The 23,551-nt window shown below is 66.9% G+C and carries 16 protein-coding genes and 2 tRNA genes; 8 read left to right on the top strand and 10 right to left on the bottom strand.

Features of this window, described 5'->3' with window-relative positions:
• Positions 1–73: 73 nt before the first annotated feature.
• The 4 genes from AC1D1S_RS03215 to AC1D1S_RS03230 all read right to left on the bottom strand — a co-directional run bounded on the left by AC1D1S_RS03215 (position 74) and on the right by AC1D1S_RS03230 (position 4,451).
• Positions 74–265 (bottom strand): YbdD/YjiX family protein, encoded by a 192-nt coding sequence (locus AC1D1S_RS03215; protein ID WP_476993701.1) that lies wholly within the window; start codon positions 263–265, stop codon positions 74–76.
• A 13-nt stretch (positions 266–278) separates the two neighbouring features.
• Positions 279–2,618 carry a carbon starvation CstA family protein gene (locus AC1D1S_RS03220; RefSeq protein ID WP_243181839.1) on the bottom strand — a complete coding sequence of 780 codons (2,340 nt, stop codon included), beginning with the start codon at positions 2,616–2,618 and terminating at the stop codon, positions 279–281.
• Positions 2,619–2,752: 134 nt separating this feature from the next.
• A complete protein-coding gene (locus AC1D1S_RS03225) occupies positions 2,753–3,289 on the bottom strand; it encodes a PadR family transcriptional regulator (RefSeq protein WP_476944165.1) in 537 nt (178 codons plus the stop codon).
• A gap of 178 nt (positions 3,290–3,467) precedes the next feature.
• On the bottom strand, positions 3,468–4,451 hold the full coding sequence (locus AC1D1S_RS03230; RefSeq protein ID WP_028276366.1) for an NAD(P)H-quinone oxidoreductase: 984 nt from the start codon (positions 4,449–4,451) through the stop codon (positions 3,468–3,470).
• A gap of 163 nt (positions 4,452–4,614) precedes the next feature.
• Between AC1D1S_RS03230 and AC1D1S_RS03235 the strand changes: the two genes are divergently transcribed.
• A tRNA-Ser gene (locus AC1D1S_RS03235) sits at positions 4,615–4,702 on the top strand.
• 759 nt (positions 4,703–5,461) lie between these two features.
• Positions 5,462–5,743, top strand: coding sequence for a YciI family protein (locus AC1D1S_RS03240; protein ID WP_476993702.1), 282 nt, complete (start codon positions 5,462–5,464; stop codon positions 5,741–5,743).
• A 55-nt stretch (positions 5,744–5,798) separates the two neighbouring features.
• Here the strand turns inward: AC1D1S_RS03240 and AC1D1S_RS03245 are convergent, their stop codons facing one another.
• A complete protein-coding gene (locus AC1D1S_RS03245; protein ID WP_243181836.1) occupies positions 5,799–6,686 on the bottom strand; it encodes a helix-turn-helix transcriptional regulator in 888 nt (295 codons plus the stop codon).
• Between the two features lie 232 nt (positions 6,687–6,918).
• Here AC1D1S_RS03245 and AC1D1S_RS03250 point away from each other — a divergent pair, with 232 nt between their 5' ends.
• Complete coding sequence (locus tag AC1D1S_RS03250; protein WP_476993703.1) at positions 6,919–8,178, top strand: MFS transporter; 1,260 nt, start codon at positions 6,919–6,921, stop codon at positions 8,176–8,178.
• Between the two features lie 261 nt (positions 8,179–8,439).
• On the opposite strand, the gene AC1D1S_RS03255 is transcribed toward AC1D1S_RS03250, so the two are convergent.
• The 4 genes from AC1D1S_RS03255 to AC1D1S_RS03270 all read right to left on the bottom strand — a co-directional run bounded on the left by AC1D1S_RS03255 (position 8,440) and on the right by AC1D1S_RS03270 (position 11,860).
• Positions 8,440–8,964 carry a helix-turn-helix transcriptional regulator gene (locus tag AC1D1S_RS03255; protein ID WP_279294426.1) on the bottom strand — a complete coding sequence of 175 codons (525 nt, stop codon included), beginning with the start codon at positions 8,962–8,964 and terminating at the stop codon, positions 8,440–8,442.
• Between the two features lie 186 nt (positions 8,965–9,150).
• The gene (locus AC1D1S_RS03260) at positions 9,151–9,885 is read right to left on the bottom strand and encodes a polysaccharide deacetylase family protein (RefSeq protein WP_476870957.1); all 735 of its coding nucleotides are present in this window, start codon (positions 9,883–9,885) and stop codon (positions 9,151–9,153) included.
• Positions 9,882–10,880 carry a glycosyltransferase family 2 protein gene (locus AC1D1S_RS03265; RefSeq protein ID WP_476993704.1) on the bottom strand — a complete coding sequence of 333 codons (999 nt, stop codon included), beginning with the start codon at positions 10,878–10,880 and terminating at the stop codon, positions 9,882–9,884. The genes AC1D1S_RS03260 and AC1D1S_RS03265 overlap by 4 nt, the downstream gene beginning before the upstream one ends.
• The gene (locus tag AC1D1S_RS03270) at positions 10,877–11,860 is read right to left on the bottom strand and encodes a glycosyltransferase family protein (protein WP_243181864.1); all 984 of its coding nucleotides are present in this window, start codon (positions 11,858–11,860) and stop codon (positions 10,877–10,879) included. Before AC1D1S_RS03270 ends, AC1D1S_RS03265 begins: the two co-directional genes overlap by 4 nt.
• 369 nt (positions 11,861–12,229) lie before the next feature.
• Here AC1D1S_RS03270 and AC1D1S_RS03275 point away from each other — a divergent pair, with 369 nt between their 5' ends.
• Together AC1D1S_RS03275 and AC1D1S_RS03280 are read left to right on the top strand one after the other, a co-directional pair.
• Positions 12,230–13,033, top strand: a complete 804-nt coding sequence (locus AC1D1S_RS03275) for a VOC family protein (RefSeq protein WP_476993705.1) — start codon at positions 12,230–12,232, stop codon at positions 13,031–13,033.
• Positions 13,034–13,407: 374 nt separating this feature from the next.
• Positions 13,408–17,961, top strand: a complete 4,554-nt coding sequence (locus AC1D1S_RS03280; protein WP_476993706.1) for an ExeM/NucH family extracellular endonuclease — start codon at positions 13,408–13,410, stop codon at positions 17,959–17,961.
• Between the two features lie 183 nt (positions 17,962–18,144).
• On the opposite strand, the gene AC1D1S_RS03285 is transcribed toward AC1D1S_RS03280, so the two are convergent.
• Complete coding sequence (locus tag AC1D1S_RS03285) at positions 18,145–20,367, bottom strand: FAD/NAD(P)-binding protein (protein ID WP_476993707.1); 2,223 nt, start codon at positions 20,365–20,367, stop codon at positions 18,145–18,147.
• A gap of 84 nt (positions 20,368–20,451) precedes the next feature.
• Between AC1D1S_RS03285 and AC1D1S_RS03290 the strand changes: the two genes are divergently transcribed.
• From AC1D1S_RS03290 to AC1D1S_RS03300, 3 genes are all read left to right on the top strand, one after another.
• Entirely contained in the window at positions 20,452–22,746 is a 2,295-nt protein-coding gene (locus AC1D1S_RS03290) for a prolyl oligopeptidase family serine peptidase (RefSeq protein WP_476993708.1), read from the top strand.
• Between the two features lie 148 nt (positions 22,747–22,894).
• Positions 22,895–22,982 (top strand) — tRNA-Ser (locus AC1D1S_RS03295).
• A gap of 171 nt (positions 22,983–23,153) precedes the next feature.
• A partial coding sequence (locus AC1D1S_RS03300; protein ID WP_476993709.1) for an FAD-dependent oxidoreductase occupies positions 23,154–23,551 on the top strand: 398 nt, incomplete at its 3' end.

A 23,551-nucleotide genomic window follows, 5' to 3' on the forward strand; every position in this document is an offset into this window, starting at 1 on the left:
CGCCCTCCCCCGGCCCGGCCGGGCCAGCTGCCCAGCATCAGCCGCTCAGCAACACCGCCTCAACAACACCGCCTCAACAACACCGCCCCTGCGGGTTGGTGTCCTGCCGGTCGGTCCGGTCACGCCAGAACTCCCGCTCGGTGAGGGGAAGGCTGGAGTGCCCGGAGGCCTCATGGTGCTCCAGGTACTTCTTGTAGGCATCGGCGCCCAGCACACCGCTGAGGTACCCGGCAAACCCGCGGAACCCAGCGAGGACCGCGTTCACGTCCGACCCCGCATCAGTGGTGCCCGGACTTTTCGAGCCGGTCTCCGGCCGGGAGCTGGTTCCATTCGGCCACGAGGTCACGCTCCGCCGCCGTGGGGACAAACCCTGCCGGGGCGAAGACTCGGGAGGCCTGTGCGGGGTCTTCGTGCTCGGCGTTGGGCAGCCCCGCGGCGGTGTTCCGCAGGGCCTTGATGGTTGCCATCACTGCCGTGATGATGACGACGATGCTCAACACCACGAAGATGATCGAGAGCCATCCCTGGATCATCGTGTTGCGGACCACGGCCTCCATGGCGGCCTGGGTCTTGGCGGTCCCAAAGGAGGTCTTGCCGTCCGCCAGAGCCTTGGCAAAGGCTGCGTTATTGGCGAAGTAGCCCACCGCGGGAACGGGCGAGAAGATCTTGTAAAAGCTCGCCGTGATGGTCACGACGGCGGCCAACGCCAGCGGCGCCGCCACGATCCACAGGAACTTCGGGGCGGTGCGCTTGGCGGCAATGGCCAGGCAGACCGAGAGGGCGATGGCCGCGAGCAGCTGGTTGGCGATCCCGAACAGCGGGAACAGGGTGTTGATGCCGCCCAGCGGGTCAGTGACGCCCATCAGCAGGACCGCGCCCCAGGCGGCCACCATGATGGCGGTGCAGAGCCAGGCGCCCGGGCGCCAGGAGTGTTCCTTGAACTTCGGGACGAAGTTGCCGATCGAGTCCTGGAGCATGAAGCGGGCAACGCGGGTGCCGGCGTCGACGGCCGTGAGGATGAAGAGGGCCTCAAACATGATGGCGAAGTGGTACCAGAAGGCCATCATCGCGGTGCCGCCGATGAACTGCTGCATGATGTGGGCAAGGCCGACGGCGAGGGTGGGCGCGCCGCCCGAACGCGACACGATGCTTTGCTCCCCCACGTCCTTGGCCGTCTGCGCGAGATCACCGGCCGTGATGTTGACGCCGGACAGGCCCAGGCTGTTGACCCACGCGGCCGCGGTCTCGACGGTCCCGCCGGTCAGCGCCGCGGGGGCGTTCATGGCGAAGTAGATGCCGCGGTCAATGGAGATTGCGGCGACGAGGGCCATGATGGCGACGAAGGATTCCATGAGCATGCCGCCGTACCCGATCAGGCGCGTCTGGCGCTCCTTCTCGATCAGCTTCGGTGTGGTGCCGGAGGCGATCAGCGCGTGGAACCCGGACAGCGCGCCGCAGGCGATCGTGACGAAAAGGAACGGGAACAGGGCGCCGGAGAACACCGGACCGTTGTCCCGGCCGGCGAACTCGCTGAAGGCAGGCACGGTGATTTCGGGGCGGACCACAATGATGGCCAGCGCCAGCATCACAATCACGCCGATCTTCATGAACGTGGAGAGGTAGTCGCGGGGKGCCAGGAGGAGCCAGACGGGCAGGATGGCTGCGATGAAGCCGTAGATGATGAGGCCCCAGGCGATGGTGACCTTGTCCAGGTGGAAGAACGCGGCACCCCATTCGGTGCCCGCCACGGCGCCGCCGCCGATGATGGCGGCCATGAGCAGCACGAAACCGATCAGGGACACCTCCATGACCTTGCCCGGCCGTATGAAGCGCAGGTACACGCCCATGAAGAGGGCGATCGGGATGGTCATGCCCACCGAGAAGACGCCCCAGGGGCTCTCGCCGAGGGCGTTGACGACCACCAGGGCGAGGATGGCGACGATGATCACCATGATGAGCAGGGTTGCGATGAGGGCGGCCGTGCCGCCGATGACGCCGAGTTCCTCGCGGGCCATCTGGCCCAGGGACCGGCCCCCGCGGCGCATGGAGAAGAACAGGACGAGGTAATCCTGGACGGCGCCGGCAAGGACGACGCCGATGATGATCCAGATCGTGCCGGGCAGGTAGCCCATCTGGGCCGCGATGACCGGGCCCACCAGTGGGCCGGCGCCGGCGATGGCGGCGAAGTGGTGGCCGAAGAGGACGTTGCGGTCCGTCCGGACGTAATCCTTGCCGTCGGCCTTGTATTCGGCCGGGGTGGCACGGCGGTCGTTGGGCTTGGTCAGGTAACGCTCAATGACCTTGGAGTAGAAGCGGTAGCCAATCAGGTAGGTGCAGACGGAGGCGAACACGAACCAGATGGCATTGACGGTCTCGCCGCGGATGATGGCGAGCATGAACCAGGCGATCCCGCCCAGCAGCGCAATGGCCGCCCACAGCGCGATCTTGGCGGGCGTCCAGGCGCGGTCCGCGGCGTCGCGGACCGACTCATCCACCGACGTCGGCGGGAGGGACGGGTCCGGAACGACCCCGTCGTCGAGTTGCGCGGTGCCACGCGCGCTGCCCTGCGTGAGGTTGTTTGTGCTTTCGCGTTGTGTGCCATCTGGCATTGTGCCCATGTCTCCTCCTTGAGAAACCCAGCTGGGCAGTCCACCGGTACAGAACTGCCCTCCGGCACCCTACCAATGCGGGCGGGTCCCGGCCGCAGCCCTGCGCCCGGCGGTGTGTATTGCGCGACGAGCGGTCGGCCCGGCTACGCCCGGAGGTTGCTGAGCTGCACGAGGCGGGCCTCGCAGAGGTCCAGCCAGCGCACCTCGGCTTCGGTCTGGAAGATGAGGGAATCCAGCACCAGGAGCCTGGCGGTGTCGGCCGCGCGCTGAAGCGCGGCCGTGTCGCGGCGGGACTTGGTGTAGTCCTGCAGCGCGCGGATGGAGACCGTCCGCTGGGCGTGGATGATGGCGCCGACGTCTGTCCCGGGAATCGTGAGGCCGAGGGCGAGCTTGATGGCCAGTTCATTCCGGGGCGGATTCGCGCGGGATACCGGGGCCGTGAACCAGGCGCCGACTTCGGTCCGGCCGGCCGTGGTGATGCTGTAGATGACGTGCCCGTCGCCGTCGCCGCCGTCTTTGCGGACCAGCCCGTCGCGTTCCAGCCGGTCCAGGGTGGTGTAGACCTGTCCGATGTTCAGCGGCCAGGAGGACCCGGTGCGGTCCTCGAATTCGGTCCTGAGCTGGTACCCGTAGCGCGGGCGGTCCTGCAAGAGGGCGAGGAGACTGTGACGGATAGACATGGCGCCCCCCGGAATCGCTAAGTCACGAAATCACACAGCATACACGCGCCCCAAGACGCGTGTATACCGCGTATGGAACCACGCTATCGTCTTTGGTGTCTTTGCCGCAAAACAGCGCATGCCCCGCACGGAATAAGTCGGCCCGGACCTGCGGTTTTAGGGCGGATTCCACACCCCGTTACATGACTAGAAGGACCTTGCCCACGTGGTCGCCGGAGTCGAAGTAGGTGTGTGCGGCGGCGACTTGGTCCAGCGGGAAGCTCTTGGCCACGAGGGGCCGGATCCTGCCGTCGGTCAGCATCGGCCACACGGCGTCGCGGACGGCGTTCATGATCACTGTCTTTTCCTCCACCGGGCGGGGACGCAGTGCGGTGGCGATGATAGCGGCCCGTTTCTGCAGCAGCTGGCCAAGGTCCAGTTCCGCCTTCGCGCCGCCCTGCAGCCCGATCACCACGAGGCGTCCGTAGTCGGCGAGCGCATCGATGTTCTGCTCGAGGTATTTGGCCCCGACGACGTCGAGGATGACGTCCGCGCCTTTGCCGCCGTTTTGCGCGCGCAGGCTCGCCGGGAAGTTTTCCTCCGCGTAGTTGATGGCGATGTCCGCCCCGAGGAAGGCCTTGGCGGTGCCGACTTTTTCCGCGTTCCCGGCCGTCGTGGCCACGCGGGCGCCGACGGCCTTGGCCAGCTGGATGGCCATGGTGCCGATACCGCCTGTGGCTCCGTGGATGAGGACAGTTTCGCCCGGCTGCAGCTGCGCCGTCATGATCAGGTTGGAATAGACCGTCGCCGCGACCTCGGGCAGCGACGCCGCCGTGACCAGATCCACGCCGTCGGGGATCCTCAGGACCTGACCCGCGGGGACGGCCACCTGCTGGGCGTAGCCGCCGCCGGCGAGCAGCGCCACCACCTTGTCCCCCACGGAAAACGCCTTGGTCACGCCCGGACCGAACCCTGCGATCCGGCCGGAGACCTCCAGCCCGGGGACCTCGGAGGCGCCCGGGGGCGGCGGGTAGAAGCCCTTGCGCTGCTGGACATCGGCACGGTTAAGGCCCGCGGCCACGACGTCGATCAGCACCTCGCCGGGGCCGGCCACCGGGGCCTGAACCTCACGGACTTCCAGGACCTCGGGTCCGCCGGGCTCTGAGATATAGACAGCCTTCATGGAGCACTCCCGATTCCTAACTGGCTCCGCGCACGTTCGCCGCGATCGCCAGGTCCGATCAACATCACTCCCCAGAATATGGCGGGGAGCTGCACGCGTCCGCAAGCGCACCGTGTTTTTGGTTTTTGTTGCAGCCGACTGCCTATGAAAGACTACTCGTTAGGGAAGGTTGTCCGAGCGGCCGATGGAGCTGGTCTTGAAAACCAGTGTGCGGTGACCCCGTACCAAGAGTTCGAATCTCTTACCTTCCGCGGGAGCGCAGATCATGCGCGGTTCAGAGGCCGGCCCGGGGCGATCGAAAGATCGTTCCGGCCGGCCTTACTCGTCTCCGCCCCGGAGTGAAACTCCCGACCGGCCCAAGAATTATCAGCTGTGAATGTCGGTCGGGTTGGCGGCCAACTGGCAGCCCAAGGTAACGGTTCTGCGCCGTCTTTCAGACCTGACAATAACTTCCGGCCGCATCCCTGATACTGAGGTCTCGAGCGGGATATTCACCCGGCCGTCGCAAATATTGGGGGAACCAAAAAGTGGGTCTCAACCGCACCGGGTTTTACGCGCATGTCACAATGGCGGGCATTGCGCTCAGCCTCGTCCTTGCCGGATGTGCATCACAGCCAGGAACTAATCCTGCCGCTGCCGCTCCGCGCTCGACCACGGGGGCCACGGCTGGGGCCGCGCCGACCGTGACGGCCACACCAACCGCCACTCCAGCACCGGTGGCCCCGACCGCCAGCGCGGCACCCCCGGTTGCGGCGCCTGCCCCGTCAGCGAAGCCTGCAGCACCTGCGCGGAAGACGTTCACTTTCCCGGATGGCCACATTTCCTTCACGTATCCGTCGACCTGGACCGTGCGAACGGTCCTCCCGCCTGCCCGAACCGTCCCCGGCGTTGAGGCGATCGTTTCCGATGGCGCCGGCAACGATCTGCTCTCACTACAAAATGGCTTTACAACTGGTTGCGCAACTGCGCCCACCTCCCGCGAAGTGTTCGATAAGGTGCAGGCTCCGGGAATGACCGCACCGGGCGGCACTAAACCCGTTTTTGGGTTCGCCGTGGAATCCTCTTCGACCCGCGATTTTTACGGAATGGGTCTCCGCGACCCTCGATACCTGGAGCAGGGCAAAGGCGTCACCTCAAGCTGCGGGCTCCTGGCCACGGGGAACGGCGGGCTCACCACGAGTGTTCTTTTCAACGACCCCGCGTTCCCGACCCGGGCCGCCGCAAAGGCCTGGATGGCAACAGACCGGTACGCCCAGCTTAAGGCGCTGCTCATCAGCCTGAACTACCTCTAAGGCAACCCCGGCGCCGGGTAGCACGCTCTCTGGCGGGCACGGATCTTGCCTCCCGTCAGCTGGTTGCCCGGCGCCGTTCGATCGTGGCGTCTTCGCTTGCACTCCAACTGGCGAGGAGGTGCAGCCGTTCCGCTGAGGGCGAGCCCGGCTCGGCGGTGTAGACCAAGAGGACCAGGCCCGGTTCCGCGGTGATCGCCAGTTCCTCGTAGGCCAGCGTGAGTTCGCCGGCCACGGGGTGGTGAAAGCGTTTCGTGCCGGACCCGTGAGTCCGCACATTATGGGCGCCCCACAGTGTCCGAAACGTCTCACTGCGGGTCGACAGTTCGCCGACCAGGTCCTGCATGGTGCGGTCGTGGGGGTCGCGGCCGGCTTCAGCGCGCATGATGCCGACGCACATTTCACCGAACAAGTCCCAGTCTGGGTAGAAGTCGCGCGAGGCGGGGTCGAGGAACTGGAACCGCGCCAAGTTCGGGGTGCGGCCGCCGTCCCCGATCACTGGAGAGTAGAACGCCCGGCCCAACGCGTTCGTCGCGAGCAGGTTCTGGTACGGGTCGCGAACGAATGCGACGCCCTCGGTGATCGCTTCCAGCGCCCACTGCAGGCTCAGACGCGCCCCGGCCTGGACGGTCGCGCGCCTGCGCGACCGTCCAGAGGTCGGGATGCCGTCTGCGGCGCGGGCCAGATCGAACAAGTGGGCACGCTCGGTGTCGTCAAGCCGGAGGGCACGCGAGATGGATTCGAGCACGGACGAGGACGCACCGGCGATGGAACCGCGCTCCAGCTTGGCGTAATACTCCACGCTGACGTCGGCGAGAACCGCAACCTCGCTGCGCCTCAATCCGGCCACCCGTCGGTTCGAGCCTGCCGCAAGGCCCGCTTGTTCCGGCGTCAGTCGTGCACGGCGCGACATCAGGAACTCACGCACTTCACCCCGGTTATCCATGCATCAAGGGTAAATCGCTGCGGCCGAACAAGGGGTTCCCTCCCGGTACACGTCTCACCGGGGACTCCCCCGCCCACGGAAATCGGGATTGACTGGCCGGAGGGTTGAGCGGTGCTTCGCGGCCTGCGGAACGGTCGACGACGTCGGGCGAGGCGCCGCTTCCGGTGGCTACACAGCCACGCTTGACCAACCCCACCGCTGAGGCACTACCGCCACGCACGAAAGGAACCGCATGACGACCGCCCCCACCCGAACACCGGCACAGGAAACCAGTGCCTTGGTCGACGCCACACCAGAGGGCAGCGCACAAGAAGACAATGCACAAGAAAACAGAGCACAGCAAAGACTGCCCCTGACCGCACTGGTGGTCCTGGCCGCCATGGGATTTATCCTCGTCGCCACCGAGACGATGCCCGCCGGCCTGCTTCCTGTCATTGCCGCTGGCCTCCACACCGGCGAAGGTACGGTGGGTCTGCTGGTCAGCGCGTACGCCCTCGGAACGGTCATCGTCACCATCCCCGCGATCATGCTGACGCGTGGCATGCGACGAAAGCCGCTCCTGCTCGGCGGTATCGCCGGTCTCGTGCTTGCCACCACGGTCACCGCAGTCTCCCCCGATGTGACGTTGTCACTCGTGTCACGATTCTTTGCGGGCGCATTCTCGGGAATCATCTGGGGAATGCTCGCCGCTTACGGGCGCCGCATCAGCCCGCCCCGGCACGCCGGGTTGTCCTTGGCCATCGTGTCCACCGGGGCGCCCCTCGGATTCGCGTTCGGCACCCCACTCGGCGCCTGGATCGGAACAGCTTTCGATTGGCGCTGGTCATTCGGTGCCCTGTCCGCCCTGGGGGTCATCGTGGCTGCGCTGATCCTCGGATGCGTCCCCGACGCCGCCGGCCAACCGCGGGCGTCACGGCTCCCCCTGGGCCGGGTGTTCAAAATCCCCGGCGTCGCCGTCATCCTGGCCGTCATCGTCGCCTGGATGCTCGCCCACAGCACCATCTACACCTACATCGCCCCCTACCTCCGGGCCACCGGCACCGGCCTCTCCGCCAGCCTGGTCCTGCTGGTCTACGGCATCGCGTCCGTCGTCGGGGTCGCCGTCACCGGTGCGCTGCTGGACCGCCACCCGAGGCCCCTCCTTCACCTCAGCGTCACCGTGTTCGTCGCTTCCGGACTCATTCTGCTGATCGGACATGCATCGGTAGTCGCCATCCTGATCGCCGCCGCGCTCTGGGGCCTCACCTTCGGCGGCGCATCAGCCCAAGTCCAGGGACCACTCACCACCGCCGGAGGCGACAACGCCGACGTCGCCAATGCATTCCTCCCGGTCGCCTTCAACCTGGCTATCTTCGGCGCGGGCATTCTCGGCGCGCTCCTCCTGACCCCATTCGACGGGCTGGCGCTCCCGGTCGTCATGATCGCCCTCGGCATCACCGCCCTGCTGCTCACCCTGTACGGCCGCCGCTCGGCATTCCCGCGCCGGCTCTGACTGGCTATTGGTGCCAAGAACAGCTACGGCAATGATCCCCGGAACGTTCCGGGGAGACCGGTGTCCATGCCTTGCGACACTGGTGACGGGACAAGAACGGCCGGCTGGTAGGCCGGCCGTTCCTGTTTCTCCTCGGCAAAGGAAAAGGATTCAGCCCAGCTGAATCCTTCTTGTCCTGCGTCCGGGCCGCGATGGAGGTTGTTGCCCCTGGTTAGCGCGGCACGGGTCCGCAGCTGGTGAGTGGTTGCTGTGCCCCTAGCCTCAGGCGCCTGCTTCCGCTCCGTAAAGCCTGTCGAGCAGCCGCAATCCCCGGTGCGCCCAGGAAATTTCGGCTTCAGAGTCGAGAATCAGCCCCTCGTAGGCATAGCGTTTGAAAGCCCGGGTACCTTCTCGGTCCTCCGGTGCCATTTTCTCGAGCCGACGGTTAAGTATGGGCGAGGCGCCGGAGTCGATCTGGTAAAGGATTTTCTCCCATCCTTGGATCTGGTCACTGTGGTGCTCTATATGCGCCCGAAGCTGTGCCCGAGCTGCCGAGGGCTCCGCGGTTTCCATGTAAGTCGCACGCAGGCGGACCTGGTCGCGCTCAGGCTGATAGGTGTTGGGTGTGTCCATCCAGGCCGCAAAGGCCTCTTTCCCTGACGCCGTGATGTGGTAACGGCGTTTGGTTCCGGAGCGCCCGCCCGGCATCTCCTCCCCCTCAAGGAGCCCTTCACGTTCCATCTTGCGCAGTTCGGGATAAATCTGGGAGTCAGGGACGCTATGGCACTTGCTCGCCCGAACCGACATCGACCTGACAAAACTTGAAAACCAGTGTGCGGTGACCCCGTACCAAGAGTTCGAAGCTCTTACCTTCCGCGGGAGCGCAGATATTGCGCGGTTCAGGGGCCGGCCCGGGGCGATCGAAAGATCGTTCGGGCCGGCCTTTACTCGTCTATTCAGTCAGCATCCTTGGCCGGAATGTTGGCCACAGCATTACTTCTTGAACCATGCAGCGCGCACAGGAGTTCCGTGTTGCAGGGAATCCCGCAGCGACCAGGCACCCAGTCCGCGATCTTCGCACGCATCGACGATCCCGGCGGTTAGCTCTCCCCTGTCCAGCGATGGTGAGGGTCCGTCGTCGACGCCGTCTGCCGGGCCAGCGTGACCGTCGTGCGAAAGGAGGATAGCCCCGGGGACCGCACCGGTCATTGCCTTGCGGATACGGTCGGATTGGGGCATCTCCCTGGAATCCCAACTCGTGGCACCCCACATGACGGGCATAAGCCCGGCGGACTGGACCGCGCGCCAACTAGCCAATGTCTGCCGGCCGTATGGTGGACGGACCCACTCGACCCGGCTGCCGATCAAATCTTCGAGCTCGGCGCGGCCATCCCTGGTCCTTTGAGCAACTTCACGAAAAGAAAAGCCAGTGAGCCGCCGATGGTCAAGTCCGTGGAGGGCTATCTCATGGCCCGCAGCTGCGACTTCGCCCAGCAAGCCCGGATGCCGGCGTGCTCGGCTGAGCAGCACGAAGAACGTGGCGCTCAACTGCCGTTCATCAAGCACCTTCAGGATGCTGTCTGTCCCGCCTGGCTCTGGGCCGTCGTCATAGGTCAGGACAATATTCCGGACCGCCGTGTCGACGGCCACGACCGAGCCGACAAAACCTGAATGTGCGCGGATGATGGGCTTGGCTGCGCGAACTACAACCCGCGCCAGGTGCTTCATCCGCTATTCCCCGGCCGGCGGACGGCTGGCCGCCTGAACCCCGTCTGCGAGCGTCTTTCGCGCGCGTACTCAAGATAGGCGACTCCAATCGCCCCGGCGAGCATCCCTGCACCGCGGTAGGCTGTCCGCAATCCTCGCGCCTGATGGCGGTGGGATGCCATGAGCGTCCCGAAGCCGAACCGCAAGGACCCGCCGCACATTCGCAGTATGCCGCGGAAAACCGACATCAGGCGCGCCACCCCCCTTTGCATGGCTCTTTCCGCCGAGTGGATGTCGACCAATGCGGCCGAATTTCCGTGGCTCCATGCTCTTCGGAGAACCCAGTTCCGGGTCGTGCGATCAGCGGGAACGAAGTCCGTCGCCACCGATTCGTCGCACCAGAGAATCTTTCCGCCCGCCCGCACAAGCAACCGACTGAAAAGAGTGTCCTCGCCTCCTGAGAGACCGAAATTATTGTTAAAACGTACACCGGCTTTCCGGACTTGGCGCATGTCTAGCAAGAGATTGCCCGCCGCCGCCACCGGCACCACCGTCCCGGTCGGCAGCCTCCGGCGGCGGAAGAAAGAACCAGCGGCAATCCAGGGATCAAGTTCAGCATCAAACTGCGAAACCACTCTTCCCATGACTGCGGCTGGACGGGTCTGCCGCCACGTGTCCAGCAGCGGCTCCAGCCAGAGTTCCTGCGGCTCCTCGTCGTCGTCGATGAAGACGAGCAAATCATGGTTGGCGGCTTCGTCCAATGCTCGATTTCGACCAGCCGATATGCCGGGTACCGGCTCGGGAACGTACCGGATCAGGTCGGAATGAAAGCCGATGACTGTGCTTCTCGCGCTTTCAGCCGGATCGTTGTCGACGACGACGATACTGGGCGAAATCGCCCGGTCCGTGTCCCGAGCGAGTTTCTCAACATGCCGGAGCATGGTTGCGAGGCCCCGTTCAAGTGTTGCGGGGCGTCGATACGTCAGCACTGCGACGAGCAGCGTCTGTTGTTTCACGGGTGGCCCGCATTCTGCGGCTGCGGTGAGCGGGCAACACCATTGGCAAGCGCCCGTTCATAGGCCTCCCTGTGGGCCACCGAGCCCGCTTCCCAGTCCCGCGAAGAGAGGTCCGGGCGCCTCCGGTGACCCTCCGCTGTAATTGACGACAACGTTTGAAGGATTATTTCGGGCGTTAGCGCCCCGGTGTACTGAAACACCCATCCCGGCCCGACTTCGACGGCCAACGCTTGGTTGACGTCATTGGCCGGAACCAGCACAGGTCGATTCAAAGACAGGGCGGCCAGGGTTCCGCCGGAATTGTGCATAAATCGGTACGGGAGGACCACGAGTTCCGAACTCGAGATGATGTCAACGAGCTCCGCGTCGGAGACATACTGCAAATTGAGGCTTATCCTTGGGTCGTCTTGCGACAAGGCCGTCATGGCTTGCCCCAGCTCCCCGGTGGAGGGTTTACCCCCCACCCGAAGTGATAGCTCGGGGTGGGTGTCCGCCGTTGCCCTAAACGACGTGATCAGGTCCTCAACGCCCTTATAGCGCCGGATCAGGCCGACGTAGCTTATGCGACCCGGTATCTGCTGCGCCTTCGGAAAGTCGGCGAACCATTCACGATAGTGGCCATGTGGAATCGTGGCGCTGGGCCGCTCCGTCGGCAGCTGCGTCCTCGAGTTCAGCCGAACGTAAAACGTGGTTTTGCGGTCAATAAGGCGGAGGAGAAACACCTCCCGGACGGAGATGCCCTCGGGCAGCTCTACGTTGTGGACAGTTCGCACTATGGGCGTCCTAGCCAGTGCGAGCCTCCCGAGGAGAGCCAGCGTGAGCACCTGTCGCCCGAGTTTCTTCAGCGGACTATGACCGCTGACCAAGATTTCAGGCCAGTGGATGTGGAAGACGTCGTACTTGGCAAAGAGAGCAGCGCGCCAGCTGAAGTTAATGACGCTGATATCGGGCAGTTCTTGCAGGCCGCCGGCCAGTTGCACCAAATAGGGATTGGTCGTGGATCGCGGCGCTGGGAAAGACTGCAGGACTGTTAGCGAAGTGTTCAATGGTCACCTCTCGCATTCGAGCAACATTAATGCGACACCCCGCCATTGGCATGCGGCGTGGTCGTATCCTCTCACAATCTGGCCAGATTGCTAGACACTGCAGCGTCGGGCATCAAGGTGGCCATGGTTGGGTACAGCGTCAACGACACGCCGGCGTTGGCCGATGCCCCAACCCCTCGCTCGACCCACCTGTTGAAACTATCCGTGCACCGTCATAGTCTCTCTGTGTCTCCACCCCATCTCCACACAAACCAGAGTCCGGCGGGGGCACGTCAACGGCCGCCACAGAGAGCAGGAGCTTCCATGCCCACACCCGAGCACTCCAACGGCGCACCATGTTGGATCGACCTCATGACATCCGATGCCGAGAAGGCCAAGGCGTTCTACGGTGCGCTGTTCGGTTGGACGTACCAGACCGGCGACGAAGCAAAATACGGCGGCTACATCACCGCCTGGAAGGACGGCAAGTCCGTCGCCGGCCTGATGCAGAAGCAGGAGGATCAGGCCGCGTGGCCGGACATGTGGTCCACGTACCTGCGCTCGGAGGACGCCGCCGCCACCGTCAAGGCTGCAACGGAACACGGCGGCCAGGTCTACATGCCGCCCATGGACGTCCCCGAACAGGGCAGCATGGCGATGATCGCCGACGCCACGGGCGCATCGGTCGGCGTATGGCAGCCGGCTGAGATGAAGGGCTATGAACTGGCGGCCGAGCCCGGTGCTCCGGCGTGGCACGAGCTCCACGCCAAGGACTACGCCGCCGCCGTCAAGTTCTACCAGGACGTGTTTGGCTGGGACACCGACGTCATGAGCGACACCCCGGAGTTCCGCTACACCACCCTGGGCGCGGGCCCGGCAGCCAAGGCCGGGATCATGGACGCGTCTGCCTACCTTCCCGCCGAGGTCCCGTCCAACTGGCAGGTTTACTTCGCCGTGGAAGACGCCGACGCCTCCATCGATACGGCAGTGTCCCTCGGCGCCAAAGTCATCGACGGGCCGGACAACACCCCGTTCGGCAGGCTCGCCACACTGACCGACCCCACGGGCGCGTTGTTCAAGATCGTGGCTGACATCGGACAGGGCGGGCAGTCCGCCCCGGACGCCTAACCGGCCAGGACACCAGAGCTCTTCCCACCTAATTACAAAAATTGTTGTAGGAAATACCGGCCAGAGCCTTCCCTGAGGGCTACTGGCCGGTATTCTGCTGTGGAGCGTCCGGTGGAGGCACCCGGACACAACTCACCCGCATCACCAGTCACCATTGCCCGGGGCTTTCGAGCCGCTCCGGGAAGGCTGCGGCGCGTCCCGCTGGGGGGCGTCCCGCCGAATGCACGTTTAGTCCATACGTTGTTCATTCACCCCTGTTTGGATGGGCCCGGCACGACTTGACCAGGAGTTCTGGCCGGCCACTGTCCGCTGCACCCTGCGGACGCACTGCACCCTGCCCTTTACCCGGGGCACCCTAATGAGAGTTAGAGCGGATGAAACTAACACCCTGGAAAACAGCGCTGGGCTCAGCGCTGTCGGCGGCGCTGATAGCAGCCCCACTGGCGGCGGCCGTGCCGGCTAACGCCACCGAACCGTTGCCGGCAGCAGCCGGAACCTCGCCGGTGGTCATCAACGAGGCCTATCTCAGCGGCGGCAGCTCCGGCGCTGCCTTCAAGAACAAGTTTGTCGAGCTGTACAACGGCTCCGACGCGCCGGTCTCACTGGAGGGCTGGAGTATCCAGTACCGCTCAGCGCCGGGCACCGGCGCGCCGAGCTCGGTGGCAGTCCTGGCAGGCAGCATTCCCGCCAAGGGCTACTACCTGCTCAAGGGCGGCAGCAACGGCACGGCCGGCGCCGACCTGCCGGCCGCCGACGCCACCGCTACCGGCTTCAACCCGGCCGGTGGCGGCGGCACGATCGTGCTGGCCAAACAGGCCGCAGCACTCAATCCGCTGCCGACAGGCTCGGTCATCGAACCGGCCAACGTCGCGGACCTCCTCGGCTACGGCACCTCCAACACCTTCGAGGCCCAGGCGGCCGCGGCGCCGTCGGGAAACACCGACGTCAAGAGCATGAACCGCAGCAACGGCGCGGACACCAACAACAACGCCGCCGACTTCGCACTGAACGCCGCCATCACGCCGACGGCGGCCAGTGGCGCTGCCGGCCCCGTGGACCCGCCCGTGGACCCTGGCACTCCCCCGGCCGCCAAGACCATTGCCGAAATCCAGGGCACCGGCGCCGCAAGCCCGCTGGCAGGATCCTCGGTCACTACGCGGGGCCGGGTCACCGCGACGTTCCCCACCGGCGGCTTCGCCGGCTACTACGTCCAGACCCCCGGCACGGGCGGCGATCTCACCCCGGCCAACCACGCGGCGTCGGACGCGGTGTTCGTCTACTCCCCGTCCACGGTCGACTCCGTCAGGATCGGCGACTACGTCGAGCTCACCGGCGCTGTCAGCGAATTCTTCGGCATGACGCAGTTGAACGTCGCCGCGGCGGCCGATCTGAAGAAGCTCACCGAGGCCGCCCCCGAGGTCAAGGCCACCGGCTTCGCGCTCCCCGCCGACGAGGCCTTCCGTGAATCCCTCGAAGGCATGCTGCTCACCCCACAGGGCCCCGTCACCGTGGCGGACAACTTCTCGCTGAACCAGTACGGCGAGATCGGCCTGGCCGGCGGCACCACCGCGCTGGAGCAGCCCACCGCCGTCGCGTCCTTCGGTTCTGCGGAGTACACCGCCACGGCCGCGGCGAACGCCGCCCGCGGCATCAAGCTCGACGACGGCGCCACCACGAACTTCCTCAAGGACGCCGCCACCAAGGCCCAGGTTCTCCCGTACCTGACCACGGCCGATCCCGTCCGGGTCGGCGCGCCGGTGACGTTCAAAACCAACGTGGTGCTCAGCTACACGAACAGCGCCTGGAAGTTCCAGCCCCTGACGCAGCTGACGGCCGCCAACGCGGACACCGTGCAGCCGGCCAGCTTCGGCGCCACCCGGGCCGGGACCCCGGCCGCCGTGGGAGGCAATCTCAAGCTTGCCTCCTTCAACGTGCTGAACTACTTCCCCACCACCGGCGACCAGATCTCCGGCTGTACGTTCTACCCGGACCGGGACGGCAACCCCATCACGGTCAAGGGCGGCTGCGACGTCCGCGGCGCGGCGAACGCGGAGAACTTCAAGCGGCAGCAGGACAAGATCGTCGCGGCGATCTCCAAGTCCGGGGCCGACGTCGTCACGCTCATGGAGGTCGAGAACTCGGCCCAGTTCGGCAAGACCCGGGACGACGCGCTCGCCAAGCTGGTGGATGCGCTGAACATCGCCACGCCGGGGATCTGGGACTATGTCCGCACGCCGGCCAACGCACCCCCGCTGGCGGACGAGGACATGATCCGCACCGCGTTCATCTACAAGTTGGCCGCCGCCGAACCGATCGGCGAATCCATCATCCACAACGACACGGTCGCGTTCGCCAGCGCCCGCAAGCCGATGGCCCAGGTCTTCAAGCCGGTCGGCGCCGCCGATGACAAGAAGTTCATCGCGATCGCCAACCACTTCAAGTCCAAGGGCTCCGCCGCGACGCCGGAGGACACCGACAAGGGCCAGGGCGCCTCGAACCTGGCCCGCACCGCCCAGGCCAAGTCCCTGCTGGCATTCGCCGACGAACTGCAGAAGTCCAAGGGCACGGACAAGGTCTTCCTGATCGGCGACTTCAACTCCTACGCCAAGGAGGACCCGATCAACGTCCTCACGGGCGCCGGGTACGTCAACCAGGATGAGAAGGCCAAGAACGCCGACGGTTCCGCCAAGCACTCCTACCTGTTCGGCGGCCTCGTGGGCTCGCTGGACCACATCCTCGCCTCCCCGGCGGCCAACGCCGCCGTCACCGGCGCGGACATCTGGAACATCAACTCCGTGGAATCCGTGGCGCTGGAGTACAGCCGCTACAACAACAACGTCACCGACTACTACGCTCCGGACCAGTTCCGGGCGAGCGACCACGATCCCGTGGTGGTGGGTCTGAACTTGCCCGTCACCCCGGCCAGCGTGGAGCTGAACTTCCTGGGCATCAACGACTTCCACGGCCGCATCGATTCGAACACCATGTTCTTCGCAGGGACCATCGAGAAGCTGCGCGCCGCCGCCGCCCCGGGCGCCACCGCGTTCATCTCGGCCGGCGACAACATCGGCGCCTCGCTGTTCGCCTCGGCCATCGCCAAGGACCAGCCGACCATCGACGTGCTGAACGCCCTGGACCTGCGCACCTCAGCGGTGGGCAACCACGAGTTCGACGGCGGCTGGGCTGACCTGCGCGACCGCGTCACCGCCGGCGGGACCAACGCCAAGTTCCCGTACCTGGGCGCCAACGTCTACGCCAAGGGCACCACCACCCCGGTCCTGCCGGAATACACGGTCCTGGACATGAACGGCGTGAAGGTCGCCGTGATCGGTACGGTCACGCAGGAGGTGCCGTCACTGGTCACGCCGTCAGGCATCGCGGACCTTGAATTCGGTGACCCCGTCGACGCGATCAACCGGGTCGCGGCGAAGATCAAGGCGGACAAGCTCGCCGACGTCATCATCGTGGAGAACCACGACGGCGCCGGGTCGGGCGCGCCCGACGGGGCCACTTTGGAGCAGGAAATCGCCGCCGGCGGCCCCTTCGCCAAGATGGTCCAGAAGGTCACCCCGGATGTGGCGGCGATCTTCAACGGCCACACCCACAAGCAGTACTCCTGGGACGCACCCGTCCTGGATTCGGCCGGCCAGCCCACCGGCAAGACCCGCCCGATCGTCCAGACCGGAAACTACGGCGAGTTCATCGGCCAGATCCAGCTGACCATCGACACCAGGACCATGTCGGTGACCGGGTACAAGGCCGGCAACGTCCAGCGCACCACGAGCGCCGCGCAACCGGCAGCGGATCTTGTGGCGCAGTACCCGCGGGTCGCGGCCGTCAAGGCCATTGTGGACAAGGCCCTGGCCGACGCCGCGGTGGTCGGCAACCAGCCTGTCGGCAAGGTCACGGCGGATATCACGACGGCGTTCGCCGGTTCCCCGGCTGTGCGCGATGACCGGAGCAGCGAGTCCACCCTCGGCAATCTGGTGGCGGACTCCCTGGTCGATGCGCTGAAAGCGCCGGACCTCGGCGCCGCCGAAATCGGCGTCGTCAACCCGGGCGGCCTGCGCAATGAGCTGTACTACGCGCCCGACGGCACCATCACGTACGCCGAGGCCAACGCGGTGCTGCCGTTCGTGAACAATCTGTGGACCACGTCCCTCACCGGTGCGCAGTTCAAGACCCTGCTGGAGCAGCAGTGGCAGACCAACCCGGACGGCACGGTTCCCAGCCGCGCGTACCAGCAGCTGGGCCTGTCCAAGAACGTGAACTACACCTACGACGCCGCCCGCGCCGCCGGTGACCGGATCACCTCGATCCGGGTCAATGGTGCACTGATCGACCCGGCGAAGTCCTACCGGATCGGGACGTTCAACTTCCTGGCCACCGGCGGCGACAACTTCCGCATCTTCAAGGAAGGCGCGGGCACCAAGGACTCCGGGCTCGTGGACCGCGATGCCTGGATCAAGTACCTGCAGACCCACAACCCGGTCTCGCCGGACTTCGGCCGCCGCTCCGTGGCTGTCGTGAACACGACGGCGGCCGAGGTCAAGGGCGGCGAATCCATCACACTGGCGGTTTCAAAGCTGGACCTCACCTCGCTGGGCAGCCCGGTGAATGCCTCGCTGCGCGCCGAGTTCACCGACGCCGCGGGCACGGTGACGGCCCTGGGCACGGTACCGGTGACCGCCGGCGCCGCTCAGGTGGACGTGAAGGTTCCGGCCGGAGCCGCCGCCGGCGCGGGCACCCTGGTGCTTACCGCCGTCGAATCCGGCACTGTAGTGAAAACGGCGGTGAAGGTCGCGGCCAGCGTCCCCGTCCCGCCGAAGTGCACGCCGCCGGTCAAGCCGACCAGGCCCGGGGATCTCGTGGGCCAGGTGAACTACGGGACAGCCATGGCCGTCTACCGGAAGTGCCTCAAGGGCTGATGCCTTAGCCCGGGATCCCCGGTCCCCACCACGGCACATGCCCTCCCCTGGCCCGCAGCACTGGACATAAGCACCACGCATCCACTGCCCGGCCCCAGGGGAGGGCATGTCCATTCTTGGAGGCAGGCAAGCCGGAGGGCATGCCCACTTTTGAGCGGCTCCTGAGCGGCGGGCGGGTGCGGGCTAGGGGGCCAGGATGTCGCGGGCGATCTCGTCGGCGTCGCGCAGGGTGCGCTGTCCGCTGCGGTAGACCGGGCCGGTCTTCGGCCGGGCCTCGGCGGCGATGGCCGTGCCCCATTGCGTGGCGGAGAGCTGAAGCCCGAGCACGTAAAGCCCCGGCGTCACGGACCCGTTGGCACCGAGCGGGCGGTACGGATGCGGGACGACGTCCAGCCCCGAAGTCTGCACCGGGGTCCCCTCCACGCTCATCATGAGGCGCGGCCGCACCAGCCCCTCGGCGAGCAACTGCTCCAGCAGGGGCGAGGAGTTAACGGCCACCCGGTTGGCCGGGGCCAGCGCCTCGATCATCGCCGCCGCGGACACGGCCCCCGCCCCGGAACCGGTCACAGCCACCACCCCTGAACCGGACACAGCGTTCTCCGTCCGGTCCCATATCGCACCGGCCTTCGCCGTCCCTGAGGCAGCACCGAGCACGCCGGCACTGCCCACAAAACCGCGGACCCCAGCACCGCCCGCGGCAGCACCACCGACGCCGGCAGGCTCCATCGCAGCACCTTCCGCCCCGCCGTCGGCGCTTTCATCCATTCCGCCGCCCACCCATGGTGACGTCGCGGTGAACATCCGGGCCCGCCGGTCCACGCCGAACTTGGGGTCAGGGCCCACGAAGCGCACGATTCCCGCCCGGGCCAGTGCCGCGAGCTGCGCGGAGCGCAGCGCGGGCGGGCCGCTCGCCAGGCCTTCCACGAATGATTCGAACCAGCCCCGGAGGCCCGCGACCCAGGATTCGTCCGTGATGCCACTATCGGCCACAGCGGTCTTGAGCACGGCCCGGCCGTGGTGCAGGGCGCCGATCGCCATCTTCACCGGATCGTCCTCGCCAAGGGCCGAGCGCCGGGCGTCGTCGCGCAGGTAGTCGACGACGGCGGCGTCCAGCTCGGCTCTGGAGTCAAACGAGCGCCCGGCCAGGGGCGCCGCGAGGCCGGGCAGGTCCAGGCGGTGGGATGCCCGGACATGGACGGCAATCACCGATTGCGCGGTGTGCTCCCACTTGGCGGTCGAGTGGGCGTGCGGCCGCAAAGACTCGTCCAGGGCGCGCAGGAACTCGGCCGGGCCGGTCAGGATGGCATCGGGCTGCGAGCGCGCGAGCGTGGAGTAGTAGGCCCAGACCGCGTCCCGGTGCAGGAGCGGCCAGAGGTCGTAGTCAAAGGAGGGCCGGATTCCGGAGTCGGCGAACTTCGCGATCGCGCCCTCAGTGCAGTAGCGCAGCCGGACCGTTCCGGGGTAGTAGCCGGTGAGTGTCGCCTTCGCCCGGTAGGGGGTGCCGCGGCGTGAGGCGGCGATGATGAGCGGTTCGCGGCCGGACGGCAGATACGTCAGTTCAGCGGTGCCCTCCCCGGCAACGAACCGGCCGCCGCGCCCTTCCGTCAGCTGTCCCATCACGTCAAAGAAGTTCAGGCCCATGCCGCGCACCAGGACAGGTTTGCCTCCCGGCACCCGGGACCAGTCGACGTCGGCGGGCGCCGCCGGCGGCACGTACAGGAGACCAAGTTCCTCCGCCGCGGAAAGCAGCTCCCGCTGTTCAGGGTTCAACCGCGCGTCGAGGTGGCMCACGGCCAGCACCACGGAGTCGACGGTAAGTATGGTGCCGTCGTCGAGCACGACGTCGAACCGCACCGAAGCGTCCTCCGCGCCGGCCGGCCCGGAGGCGGCCAGGTCCGGGCCCGGCGCCGCGGAGGCCTCCGCGCCGGCGTGGCGGACGGACGTCGCCGTCGCCGCGTGGAAGTCCACGCTGACGCCGGCCGGCAGCACGGTGAGCAGTTCCTCGAGGGTGGACCGCAGGTAACGGCCGTAGAGGGCCCGGCTGGGGAAGTCCGCCTCGCCGAGCCGTGAGAGCTCGGCACGTTCGTCGTCAGTGAGCGAAGGGTGCGGGTGGGCCTGCTGGAGTTCGCGCCACTGGTCGAATGTGCGCCCGGCCAGGGGCGGCACGAGTTCCGGGTCTTCGGGGACCACGGTGGGATAGAAGGACTGCGTGTTCATCAGGTACAGCCGCGACTGTCCGGGCTGCCAGACGTGCCCCGGGCCTGCCGGGTAAGGGTCGACCACGTCGATGTGCAGGGTGCCCGCGGAGCCGGCGGAGGCCCAGTTGGCGAGGAGCCGTTCCAGCACGCTCGTGCCCCGGGGACCGGCGCCTATCACTGCCGTCCGGATGCTTCGAGATATGCCCACGGCATCCAGCGTATCGGCATCCCGGCCGCCGGCTTGACCTCCGTGTGACTTGCCACTGCCGCACCGATGTTCTTGGATGGGAAAATGACCACCACAGAAGCTGACCACCCGTCCGCGTCCGGCGAGGCCACCGGCGCCCTCCCGGCTGGAGGGACTTCCCCCGAACCCGTCGACGAGAACATCTGGCTGGAGGACATCTACGGCCAGGAGCAGCTGGCGTGGGTCCGTGAACAGAACGCCCGCACCGAGGAGCTCCTTGAGGACGCCGACTACGCCGATCTGGAAGGCCGGATCCTGGAGGTCCTCGACTCCACCGACCGGATCCCCATGGTGGGCAAGCACGGCGAGTGGTACTACAACTTCTGGAAGGACCGGGACAACCCCCGGGGCCTGTGGCGGCGCACCAGCTGGGACAGCTACCGGGCCGGGACCCCCGAGTGGGATGTCCTGCTGGATGTCGACGCCCTCGCCGCCGCCGAGGGCCAGGACTGGGTCTTCCACGGCGCCAACTTCCTGCGCCCGGCCCCGGGTGAAGCCCACCGGCGGGCCCTGCTGGCGTTCTCCCCCGACGGCGGGGACGCCAACCGCCACCGGGAGTTCGACGTCGAGGCCCGCGGCTTCGTGGACCCGGCCGACGGTGGCTTCGACCTCCCGACCGGCAAGGGCAACGCCTCCTGGCTGGACGGGGACACCCTGCTGGTCGCCACCACCGCCCACGATCTGCCGCGGACCACCTMGTCCTATGCCCGCACCGGGGTGAAGCTGCGCCGCGGCGAGTCCCTGGCCCAGGCCGAGCAGCTGTTCGACATTCCCGAGGACCACATGATGGCGATCGTGGCCCACGACTCCACACCGGGCTTCGAACGCACGTTTGCCGTCGACTGGATCAGCTTTTTCGAGAAGAACACCTCGGTGCTGCGCGATGGTGCGTGGGTGCAGATCGACGTGCCGGCGGACGTGAACCTGAGCTCGCACCGTGAATGGCTGCTGTTCCGCCCGCAGCGTGACTGGACCGTCAACGGCACCACCCACCCGGCGGGCTCCCTGCTCGCGGCCGGCTTCGAGGACTTCCTCGCCGGCTCCCGGGACCTCGCCGTGCTCTTCACGCCCGATCCGCACACCTCCCTGCAGTCCTGGAGCTGGACGCGGGACTTCCTGCTGCTGAACCTGCTCCGGGACGTGTCCTCGGAGATCCACGTCCTGGATCCGCGGCGCCCCGGCACGGACGCCGTCTGGGCGGCCACTGTGCTGGACGCCTGCCCGCCCCTGCACGACGTCAATGCCTTCGCGGTGGATGACGAGGACGACGCCGAAGGCTCGGACGACGACGGTACCGGCGGCGCCGCCTCGGTCGCCGAAGGCGAGGCGCCGGGCGCAGGGAACGACTTCTGGCTGGTGGCAACCGGCTTCACGACGCCGACCACCCTGACCCGCGGGACACTCGCCCGCGACAGTGACTGCGGGGCTGCCGAAGGCGTGACCAGCACGCACGAAGTGATCCGGACCTCGCCGTCGTTCTTCGACGAGGCCGGCTACGAGGTCCAGCAGCACTTCGCAGCCTCCAGCGACGGCACGAAGGTTCCGTACTTCCAGGTGGCCGCCAAGGACCTGGTGCTGGACGGCCAGAACCCGACCCAGCTTTCCGGCTACGGCGGCTTCGAGATTTCGCGGACGCCGGCGTACAGCGGCGCGATCGGCCGGGCGTGGCTGGAGCGGCGCACGGCGGAGTCCAGCGGCGTAGAGGGCGAGGGCACACACCGCCGCGGCGGCGTCTACGTGGTGGCGAACATCCGCGGCGGCGGCGAGTACGGGCCCGACTGGCACCGCGCCGCGCTGCAGGGCAACCGCCACCGGGCGTACGAGGACTTCGCCGCCGTCGCGAAGGACCTGATCTCCCGCGGCGTCACGTCCCGTCAGCGGCTCGGCTGCGTGGGCGGCTCCAACGGCGGACTGCTGGTGGGCAACATGCTCACCCAGTACCCGGAGCTTTTTGGCGCCGTGTCCTGCGGGGTCCCGCTCCTGGACATGCGCCGGTACACCAAACTGTCTGCGGGCTATTCCTGGATCGGCGAATACGGCGACCCCGACGTGCCCGAGCAGTGGGAGTTCCTGAAGACGTTTTCGCCGTACCACCTGCTCAAGGACGGCGTGGACTACCCGGAGACGTTTATTTGGACGGCGACTTCGGATGACCGGGTGGGGCCGGTCCAGGCCCGGAAGATGGCGGCCCGCATGCAGGCCATGGGCATCCCCAACGTCTGGTTCCACGAGGCCCTCGARGGCGGCCACGCGGGSGCYTCGGACAACCGGCAGGCSGCSGCCCTGCAAAGCCGCAGCCAGCATTTCCTKTGGCGSGCCCTCGCCGGCACCGAGGAGTAAGGCCCGCACCCAAGCAACGCGGAGTCACTTAGCGCCCATCCGGAGGGCCCCGCATGGGCCGGATCTGACCCCGCGTTGCTCTGGAGCGGGCCGTTTTGCACTGCGTGGCACCTTCTGCGTATCCTTGGTTGGCTAGTTATTAGCAATTGGAGACGTGCCAGAGCGGCCGAATGGGCTTCACTGCTAATGAAGTGTGGGGCACAACTCCACCGGGGGTTCAAATCCCCCCGTCTCCGCGTTTGGCCCCGGTCCTCGGACCGGGGCCTTTTGCGTTCCCGGGCAGATCAGGGCGGATCGACGTCGTTCATTCGCGCTGGTCTGCCCCCGGCAGTCACGTCCCCCGCCCCGGCCCGTCCGGTGGCCGGACGCCTCACGCCGCCGGCGCATCCGGATGGCAGGATAGGCCCATGTCGAGCAACACGGAATTTGACGCCATCATCGTCGGCGGCGGCCACAACGGACTGGCCGCGGCCGCGTACCTGGCCAAGGCCGGGCGGGACGTCCTGGTCCTGGAAAAGCTGGAACACGCCGGCGGYGCAGCGGTATCCGCGCACGCGTTCGACGGCGTCAACGCCCGCCTCTCGCGCTATTCGTACCTCGTCAGCCTCCTGCCCCGGCAGATCATCGACGACCTCGGCCTGCGCATCACGCTGGCGCGGCGGCGCTATTCCTCTTACACCCCGGACCCCGCGGATGGCAGCCGGGCCCTGCTGGTGGACAACGGCGACGAGGCCGCCACGGCCGCGTCGTTCGCCGCCGTCGGCGCCCCCGACGGCGAGTTCGGCGCCTTCACCGCGTTCTACGC

The sequence above is a fragment of the Arthrobacter sp. P1_A5 genome (assembly GCF_056406825.1).

Coding starts and splice junctions, on each gene's coding strand:
- AC1D1S_RS03255 (WP_279294426.1), bottom strand. CDS start 8,964: ATGTCGGTTCGGGCGAGCAAGTGCCATAGCGTCCCTGACTCCCAGATT.
- AC1D1S_RS03240 (WP_476993702.1), top strand. CDS start 5,462: ATGACCGCACCGGGCGGCACTAAACCCGTTTTTGGGTTCGCCGTGGAA.
- AC1D1S_RS03225 (WP_476944165.1), bottom strand. CDS start 3,289: ATGTCTATCCGTCACAGTCTCCTCGCCCTCTTGCAGGACCGCCCGCGC.
- AC1D1S_RS03280 (WP_476993706.1), top strand. CDS start 13,408: ATGAAACTAACACCCTGGAAAACAGCGCTGGGCTCAGCGCTGTCGGCG.
- AC1D1S_RS03250 (WP_476993703.1), top strand. CDS start 6,919: ATGACGACCGCCCCCACCCGAACACCGGCACAGGAAACCAGTGCCTTG.
- AC1D1S_RS03275 (WP_476993705.1), top strand. CDS start 12,230: ATGCCCACACCCGAGCACTCCAACGGCGCACCATGTTGGATCGACCTC.
- AC1D1S_RS03230 (WP_028276366.1), bottom strand. CDS start 4,451: ATGAAGGCTGTCTATATCTCAGAGCCCGGCGGACCCGAGGTCCTGGAA.
- AC1D1S_RS03260 (WP_476870957.1), bottom strand. CDS start 9,885: ATGAAGCACCTGGCGCGGGTTGTAGTTCGCGCAGCCAAGCCCATCATC.
- AC1D1S_RS03245 (WP_243181836.1), bottom strand. CDS start 6,686: ATGGATAACCGGGGTGAAGTGCGTGAGTTCCTGATGTCGCGCCGTGCA.